This is a genomic window from Acidimicrobiales bacterium (assembly GCA_035512495.1).
GTDB lineage: Bacteria > Actinomycetota > Acidimicrobiia > Acidimicrobiales > CADCSY01 > DATKDW01.
The window spans coordinates 43,819-51,525 of record DATKDW010000054.1 but is presented as its reverse complement, the minus strand read 5'-3'; the positions used below and the strand labels follow the sequence as shown (position 1 = coordinate 51,525).

Annotated in this window: 10 protein-coding genes; 3 read left to right on the top strand and 7 right to left on the bottom strand. The window is 73.1% G+C overall.

The genetic code is table 11. The features are described from left to right. From VMN58_07855 to VMN58_07840, 4 genes are all read right to left on the bottom strand, one after another. Window positions 1-1,502, bottom strand: a 1,502-nt coding sequence (locus tag VMN58_07855) for a PHP domain-containing protein (GenBank protein HUF33106.1), incomplete at its 3' end; no start/stop codon positions are given. A gap of 48 nt (window positions 1,503-1,550) precedes the next feature. Then, window positions 1,551-1,946 (bottom strand): Hsp20/alpha crystallin family protein, encoded by a 396-nt coding sequence (locus VMN58_07850; GenBank protein HUF33105.1) that lies wholly within the window; start codon window positions 1,944-1,946, stop codon window positions 1,551-1,553. Window positions 1,947-2,015: 69 nt separating this feature from the next. After that, the gene (locus VMN58_07845) at window positions 2,016-2,654 is read right to left on the bottom strand and encodes a hypothetical protein (protein ID HUF33104.1); all 639 of its coding nucleotides are present in this window, start codon (window positions 2,652-2,654) and stop codon (window positions 2,016-2,018) included. Between the two features lie 22 nt (window positions 2,655-2,676). Continuing rightward, the gene (locus tag VMN58_07840; protein ID HUF33103.1) at window positions 2,677-3,348 is read right to left on the bottom strand and encodes an HAD family phosphatase; all 672 of its coding nucleotides are present in this window, start codon (window positions 3,346-3,348) and stop codon (window positions 2,677-2,679) included. 62 nt (window positions 3,349-3,410) lie between these two features. On the opposite strand from VMN58_07840, the gene VMN58_07835 reads away from it, so the two are divergent. After that, window positions 3,411-3,869: a flavodoxin gene (locus VMN58_07835; protein ID HUF33102.1), complete on the top strand. Its 459-nt coding sequence runs from the start codon at window positions 3,411-3,413 to the stop codon at window positions 3,867-3,869. A 172-nt stretch (window positions 3,870-4,041) separates the two neighbouring features. On the opposite strand, the gene VMN58_07830 is transcribed toward VMN58_07835, so the two are convergent. Both VMN58_07830 and VMN58_07825 read right to left on the bottom strand, forming a co-directional pair. After that, window positions 4,042-4,686 carry a hypothetical protein gene (locus tag VMN58_07830; GenBank protein HUF33101.1) on the bottom strand — a complete coding sequence of 215 codons (645 nt, stop codon included), beginning with the start codon at window positions 4,684-4,686 and terminating at the stop codon, window positions 4,042-4,044. Further along, window positions 4,683-5,567: an alpha/beta hydrolase gene (locus tag VMN58_07825; protein HUF33100.1), complete on the bottom strand. Its 885-nt coding sequence runs from the start codon at window positions 5,565-5,567 to the stop codon at window positions 4,683-4,685. Before VMN58_07825 ends, VMN58_07830 begins: the two co-directional genes overlap by 4 nt. Window positions 5,568-5,701: 134 nt before the next feature. Here VMN58_07825 and VMN58_07820 point away from each other — a divergent pair, with 134 nt between their 5' ends. Beyond that, window positions 5,702-5,908, top strand: a complete 207-nt coding sequence (locus VMN58_07820) for a type II toxin-antitoxin system VapB family antitoxin (GenBank protein ID HUF33099.1) — start codon at window positions 5,702-5,704, stop codon at window positions 5,906-5,908. Beyond that, window positions 5,899-6,315: a PIN domain nuclease gene (locus tag VMN58_07815; GenBank protein ID HUF33098.1), complete on the top strand. Its 417-nt coding sequence runs from the start codon at window positions 5,899-5,901 to the stop codon at window positions 6,313-6,315. Before VMN58_07820 ends, VMN58_07815 begins: the two co-directional genes overlap by 10 nt. On the opposite strand, the gene VMN58_07810 is transcribed toward VMN58_07815, so the two are convergent. Then, window positions 6,282-7,703: an NAD(P)-binding protein gene (locus VMN58_07810; protein ID HUF33097.1), complete on the bottom strand. Its 1,422-nt coding sequence runs from the start codon at window positions 7,701-7,703 to the stop codon at window positions 6,282-6,284. The genes VMN58_07815 and VMN58_07810 overlap by 34 nt on opposite strands. Window positions 7,704-7,707: the final 4 nt, after the last annotated feature.

The window sequence follows — 7,707 nt, the reverse complement described above, 5'->3', positions numbered from 1 at the left end:
GCCCGGTAGGTGATGACGTTGGCCACCTGGGCGGCGTTCTCCCGCCCGTAGCGCTCGTAGACGTACTGGATGGCCTCCTCCCGGCGGTCGGACTCGATGTCGACGTCGATGTCGGGCGGACCGTCGCGCTCGGGCGAGAGGAAGCGCTCGAACAGCAGCCCCAGCTCGACGGCGTCGGCATTGGTGACGCCGAGGGCGTAGCAGACCGCCGAGTTGGCCGCCGACCCCCGCCCCTGGCAGAAGATGCCCCGCCGGTTGCAGAGCTGGACGATGTCCCAGACGATCAGGAAGTAGCCGGGGAAGCCCAGGCGATCGATGATGTCGAGCTCGTGGTCGAGCTGGGCGTAGGCGCCCGGCACCCGCTCGGCCCCTCGGGGCCCGTAGCGCGTCGCCGCTCCCCGCCAGGTGAGCTCGCGCAGCCAGCTCATCTCGTCGTGGCCGGGCGGCACGGGGAAGTCGGGCAGGCGGGGCGCCACCAGGGCCAGGTCGAAGGCGCAGTCGAGACCGATCTCGGCGGCGCGGGCCACCACCCCGGGGTACCGGGCGAAGCGGCGGGCCTGCTCGGCCCCCGACCGCAGGCACGCCCCACCCGCGGCGGGCAGCCACCCCTCGACCTCATCGAGGCTGCGGCGCGACCGCACTGCCGCCAGGGCGGTGGCCAGCGGCCGGCGGGCGGGGGTGGCGTAGTGGACGTTGTTGGTGGCCACCAGGTCGACCCCGGCCCGGGACGCCACCTGCACCAGGGCGTCGTTGCGGGCGGAGTCGAGCGGGTCGCCGTGATCCCACAGCTCGACCGCCACGTGGTCTCGCCCGAAGGCCTCCACCAGCCGGCCCAGCTCGCGGTCCGCCGCGGCCGGCCCCCGCTCGCACAGCGCCCGCGCCATCGCCCCCTTGCGGCAGCCCGTGAGGACCTGCCAGTGCCCGCTGCGCCCCCCGGCGCCGGCCACCTCGGCCAGCGCGGCCAGGTCGGTGCGGGGGCGGCCCTTCTGGCCCCCCGCCAGGTGGGCGGTGGCCACGGCCCGGGCCAGACGGGCGTAGCCCTCGGGGTCACGGGCCAGCACCACCAGGTGGTCACCCGGGGGGTCTGCCTCGCCCGTCGGCGCCCGGTCGAGGCCCAGGGTCAGCTCGGCACCGAACACGGTGGGCAGGCCCACGGCCCGGGCCGCCTCGGCGAAGCGGACGATGCCGTAGAGGCCGTCGTGGTCGGTGACGGCCAGGGCCTCGAGGCCGAGGCGGGCCGCCTCCTCGGCCAGCTCCTCGGGGTGGGAGGCGCCGTCGAGGAAGCTGAAGTTGGAGTGGCAGTGCAGCTCGGCGTAGGCCACCGGGGCGCCGCCGCCCGGCCGGGGGACGGCCAGGTCGGGCGGCGCCTCGTAGGCCTGGCGGCGAGCCGACCAGGCAGGGCTGTCTCCCCCGTCGGCCCCCGTCGGCGTCACCCGAGGTCGGCCGTCGCTCAGCCGTTGCTCGAGCTCGCTCCAGGGGATCGGAGGGTTCCGCCAGCCCATGGCGGCACCGTATCGAACACCTGTTCGGTCGCGCCAGTGGCGAGGACCCTACGTCGCGGTGGGGTGGGTGGGGTGGATCACCAGCTCGCCGGTGGCGGGCCCGCGGAGCACCCGGATGGCGAGCTGGCCGTTGGCCAGGGTCGCCTCGACACCACTCCCGTAGCCCTCGGGCAGCTCGATCTCGCGCTCGTAGCCGCCGTAGTCCCACTCCCGCACCAGGTGCTCGCGGGGCGCCGCGCTGCGGAGGTGGGACCAGAAGCGCAGGACCCCCGGACGCAGCTCGATGGTGACGTCGTCGGCGGTGACCGCCGGGAGCGGAGCGACGACGACGAGGGCGCCGGAGGCCTCGTAGATGTTCACGGGCACCCGCTGGGGCCGCATGGTCGTCTCCGCCGCCTCGGTCGCCTCCACCACGTGCCGATGTGCGGACTGTTCGTTCGCCATGAGCCGACCGTACTCCCGCCTCCCCCTCCGAACCAGGGCCTGCCGAGGCAGGGCAGGATGCCTCCTCCCTCAGCCCCGCTCGGAGAGGTTCTCGGTGGCGTACTGCTCGCGCACCGCAGCAGCGAAGCTTGGGTGCACGTCGCCGATCATCACCCACCGACCCGAGCCGTCGAGGCGCAGGTCGACCCAGCGGCGGCGAGCGACCGACGCGGCGACGGCGCTGGCCACGAGGCCGCCCACCACGGCCCCGGCGACGGCGACGCGGAGCGCGTCGGGCGGCACCACCGCCATGCCCGGCGCCGCCAGCACCCCGATCCCCGCCACCATGGCCACCAGGCCGGCGGTGAGGAACCGGCGGCTTGCCCGAGTGGCGGCATCGCACCCCTGGAGGACGGCCGCCGACACGGGCACATGGCCGCCCACCCGGCTCGGGCGGTCGCTGGTCGCCCACAGCACCACCATGGCCATCACGCCGAGCGGACCGAGGAGGAGCAGCAACAGCCACCAGGGCTGGAAGGCGCTCTCGCTCGACTCGACGGGGACGAGCACGTCGGAGGTCCGGCCGGACTTCACGCACACCGACGGGAGGCGGCCGATGGCGAGGTCGTCGACCGACACCCGCACCGTCAGGCCCCGCCCCGAGCCGAGCCGGGACAGCGCCACGCCCACGACGAGCAGCACCACGACGCCGAGCACGAGGAAGACCACGCCTCGATCGTACTGACCGCCGTCACCCCCGTCGCAGCGACGCCGACAGGAGGGCGTCGAGCTCGTCCATGGCGGCCTCGGCGTCGGGGCCGACGAGCACACCGGTCATCCCCACCGACTCGGCCCCGGCCACGTTGGCGGCCGAGTCGTCGAGGAAGGCGCACGCCGCCGGCGGGCACGCCAGCCGCTCGGCGGTGCGGAGGTAGATCGCCGGGTCGGGCTTGCGGACCCCCTCCTCGCACGAGTCGACCACCACGTCGAACAGCTCGAGCGGCACCGTCGAGCGCCAGTACGGCCCGAACTCGGCCACGTTGTTGGTGCAGATGGCGGTGGCGAGGCCGCGGGCGCGCAGCTGCCGAACGCGGTGGATCACCGCCCACTGGGCGCCGAGGGGCATCAGCTCCTCCAGCGGCTCGAAGTCGGCCCCGTCGAGGGTGCGGCCGTCCACCTGCCCGGCGGCCTGCTCGATGGAGCGACGGACGAACTCCGACCACCGCAGCTCGCCGGTCTCGAGCAGGTACCACGACGGCAGGTCGGGCCGCTCGGGGTCGAGGGCGGCGCCGAAGACGAGGCCGAAGGTGCCTGAGGGGTAGCCACGGTTCGTCTCTACCTGGGCGAGCACGTCCCACTGGGAGGTGGCCAGCACGCCGCCGTAGTCGAAGATGACCGCCTCGATGTCCGATCCGCCGCCCATGGCCGGATGCTACGTGGGCCGGTCCTTGCCTCCACGCCCCACCTCGTCCACCCTCGGGGGGCGTGCCCCGCCTGCTGATCGTCCACCACACCCCCTCCCCCGCCACCCACGCCATGTTCGAGGCGGTGCGGTCGGGTGCCGGTGACGACGCCATCGAGGGTGTCGAGGTCGTGGCGCGGGCCGCCCTGGCGACCACCGCCGTCGACGTGCTGGAAGCCGACGCCTACGTGCTCGGCACGCCGGCGAACATCGGGTACATGTCGGGGGCGCTCAAGCACTTCTTCGACACGATCTACTACCCGTGCCTCGACGCAACCGTCGGCCGCCCCTACGCCCTCTACGTGCACGGCGACAACGACGCCGACGGCGCCATCCGGGCCGTGGAGCAGATCGCCACCGGCCTGCAGTGGAAGCGGGCACGAGCACCCCTGGCGGTCACCGGCCGCCCCACCCGTGACGACCTCGACGCGTGCTGGGAGCTCGGCGCCACCGTCGCCGCCGGCCTCACCCTGGACGAGTAACCGGCGCGCTCAGGACGTTCTCGGCACGCTCAGCGAGCCAGGGCGGACCGGAACGTGCCGAGAAGCACGATTGGCCCTGGCCTGGCGGACCCGGCCCGAGCGCCACTCCGTTCTCGGCACGCTCAGCGAGCTAGGGCGGACCGGAACGTGCCGAGAACCCCGGGGGGCGGGGTCAGGCTCGCACCGCCCATGCCGCCACCGCGGCCGCCACCGACGCCGGCGACCGGTCGGGGAGGTGCGCCACCTCGGCGCCGGTGGCGAAGCAGGTGGCGAGGTCGTCGACGTCGGCGCGGGCGAGGCCCGATCCAGGCGTCTCGAGCAGCAGCACCGGCACCGCCATGACAGCGGCCGCTCGCTCGGCCAAGCGGCGGCTGCCGTGGTCGACCACCCCGTGGCCGGCACGGGGGTCAGGCGCGCCGGGCGGTGGCGTGGCCACGGCGGCGGGGTCGTCGGCGATGTCGCGGAGCCACCGTCGGCCGGCATCGAGGCGCTGGCGGGCGTCGAGCCACGGGCCGCCGAGCCCGTCGACGAGCACCAGGGCCGCCGCCCGACCACCGAGGGCCAGCACCTCGGCCGACCACCCACTCGCACCCACCCCCACCACCAGCGCCGGCGCGTCGCCGGCACCGACGACCGCGGCCGCCATGGCCCCGTCGAGCAGCTCGTAGCAGCCGCCGGTGGGCGCCGGTGCTGAGCCGTGGCCGGGGAGGTCGGGGGCCCGCACCGGCCCGGGCACGCCTGCCCGCTCGAAGGCATCGACCCACTGAGCGCCGCCGGCGAGGTCGCCCGGCTCGTGGAGCACGACCACGCCGCTCACCGGCCGACCTCGGCGAGGAACGCTGCCACGGCGGTGGCCACAGCGTCGGGTTGCTCCACGTGCACGTAGTGGCCGGCGCCCTCGACGACCACGTGACGGGCGTCGACGAGGTGGGCGAGGCGCTGAGCGAGCTCGTCGTCGCTCATCTCGCTCCAGGTGTCGTGCTCGGCGCCGGTGAGGACGAGCACGGGGCAGGCCACCATCTCGTGCTCGGCGTTGAGCTGGTCGAGGTCGAAGTCGCCGGGCAGGCCGATGTTGAACATGGGGTCGGCCTTCCAGACCCAGCCGCCCTCCACCGGTGCGGCGCCGTGGTGCACCAGGTGCTCGACCCACGCCGGTGGCAGCCGGACGTTGACGCCTCGGCGCCGCTCGACCATCTCCTCGAGCGTGGCGTAGACGCGCGGTGGACGGCTGCGCACCTTCTCGGCGGCGGCGAGGCCACGCTGGGCCGACGCCACGAGGTCGACCTCCTCGAAGGCGGCCGGGGGCGGGCCCAGACCGTCGAGGTTGACCACCCACCGCACCAGCTCGGGCCAGACCCCGGCCACGTGGAGGGCCTGTCCCCCGCCGAAGGAGTGCCCCACCAGACCCACCGGTGGCCCGAGGTGACGGGCAAGCAGCGCCAGGTCGAGGGCCGACGCCGTCCAGACGTGGCCTGACGACAGTCGGCCGCTGTCGCCGTGGCCGCGCAGGTCGGGGGCGACGACCCGCAGCCCCAGGTCGGCGAGGCGGGGTGCCAGGCCGTCGAACATGCGGCCGTGGTCGAAGGCCCCGTGGGCGCAGATGACCGGTGGGGCAGCCTCCTCGCCCCACTCCCAGAGTCGCAGCCGGGTGCGGTTCAGCTCGACGAAGCCGGCCCGGTCGGGCTCGCGCAGGTCCACGGGGCGGCAGTCTCGCACCGGCGACCAGCGACCGCCCGTGGGTTCCGCCTGGCCCCTGCAGCGGATCTCCGCCCGTCAGGCCAGCGCTTTGGGACGTATATCTCCATAGCGGCCACTTGGATATACTCGACTCCATGAGCAAGCGCCTGGTCGACATCGACGATGAGCTCCTCGCGGAGGCGACCGAGATCCTCGGCGCGTCGACGATGAAGGAAGCAGTGAACCGGTCTCTCGAGGAGGTGGTGCTCGCGGCGCGCCGTCGCCGCCACGCCGATCGATTGAGCACCATGCGCAACCTCGACCTCGACGATCCCGAGGTCATGGCAGGCGCGTGGCGCTGAGGGCTCGCTACCTCGCCGACAAGAGCGCACTCGCTCGCCTCCCGCTACCGGCCGTAGAGGCGCGCCTGCGTCCACTGATCGAAGACGGCGAGGTCGCGAGCTGCGCGATCGTGGATCTCGAAGTCCTCTACAGCAGCAGGAACCTCGACGACTACGAATCCGTCCTCGAGGAGCGCACGAGCTTCGACTCGGCGCCCATCACGCCGGAGGTGATGAGCGCGGCGGTCGATCTCCAGCACGCGCTGGCTCGACGTGGACAGCACCGCGTTCCGATCCCAGATCTGATCATCTCCGCGGCTGCGCTACGGGCGAACCTCGTCGTGCTCCACTATGACGCCGACTTCGAGCGGCTCGCCGCGATCGGTGGTGCCGCTCACGAGTGGGTCGTCCCCAAGGGCTCGGTGTGAGCAACCGGCTCGCCGGCAAGCTGAGCCATCCGAACGAGCCCCTGTTCAGCATGATCCGCAAGACGTGCGGCAGCGGCGCGCACCAAGGGAGCGTTGCGCTGACCCGGTTCGATGCGAGCCGGGTTGAGCACGCATCCGTCGGCCCATGCGGCGATGTCCGGCTCTGCGCCGAAGGTTCGGGCGGCGACGGTTCCACGCACCTGCATCCGCGCCCAGGACGCTGGGTCGTCGGGCAGCGTGTTGGGCGGGCACAGACGGTTGCGCTCCTGGTCGTGGTCGCGTGTCGCCTCGACGTATCCAGCCAGTGCGGCGTTGAAGCACGGGAACCCGACGCGGATGGTCTGCAGACGAACCATGTCTGGCGCCCAGATCGGGACGAGCGGCGGGTACTGAAGCCCCGCGGCTGCACAGTGCACCACGAGCGAACCGCGCGGCAGCCGGACTGACCCATCCTCGAGCACGATCTCCCCGCCCGTGATCCGGTCGATGTGGCCCAGCCGCACGACGTTCTCGACCGCACGGAGCAGATCGAGCTCCCAGGCACCCAGCGTTGGCGTCTTCGCCATGGTGGGAACGGCGGTCGGGTCGATGCGCAGCATCACTCCCGCAGCCTCGAGGCGCTCGAACAGGTCATCGAGTGACTCGGCGGCGGCGGCTGACGCCAACGTGTCCGCCGCCAACCCCAACGCCACGACCGGATCCGGCTGGACGACTGCACGGTTGAGCATCCAGGGCTCGCGGGGTCGGACCCACATGATCCGATCCGGGTCGACACCGTTTTGGAGCAGCCACACGATCGCGTCGGTGGCGGTCTTCCCGGATCCAACGATCACGTAGCTGCTCGGCGCGTCGACGAGGCTCGCAAGCTGGTTCACCGCGACCACCTGGGCGCCGTCGCTGACCGCGAACGGCGGTGGTGTCGTGGCAGGGATGGTCGGCGACAAGTAGGTGGCGTCGACGACACGGCGACGCACGTCGACCTGCACGGTGCGACCCGACACCGCAGACGTCACGAAGTGGGAGCTGCCGTCGGTGTGGTGGTCGCTTCCGCCGAGGAACGTCGCCTGGCCGGAGCCGATGAAACGCCGGTACAAGATGTCGTCGAAGTACGCGACGATCTCCGATCGACGCGCTCGTTCCTGAAGCCCGGCCTCCGGCCCGTCCTGCTGCACGGCGCCCGTGCCGAGCACGGTGGATGCAACGCCGTAGAACAGCGACGCCTGATGGAGCTGGACGAACGGATAGGCATCCTGCCAGTGCCCACCGGGGGCGTGACGCCTGTCGACGAGCGTCACGTGCGCATCGGCGTGGTCGATCAGGGCGTCGGTGAACGCCATGCCCATCGCACCCGCGCCCACGACGAGATAGTCCGTCTCGAGCCCGGCCACGCCC

What these genes read in the sequence shown, in the direction of transcription:
- VMN58_07850 (HUF33105.1), bottom strand. Translation starts at nt 1,946, where the DNA reads ATGGCGAACGAACAGTCCGCACATCGGCACGTGGTGGAGGCGACCGAG.
- VMN58_07840 (HUF33103.1), bottom strand. Translation starts at nt 3,348, where the DNA reads ATGGGCGGCGGATCGGACATCGAGGCGGTCATCTTCGACTACGGCGGC.
- VMN58_07820 (HUF33099.1), top strand. Translation starts at nt 5,702, where the DNA reads ATGAGCAAGCGCCTGGTCGACATCGACGATGAGCTCCTCGCGGAGGCG.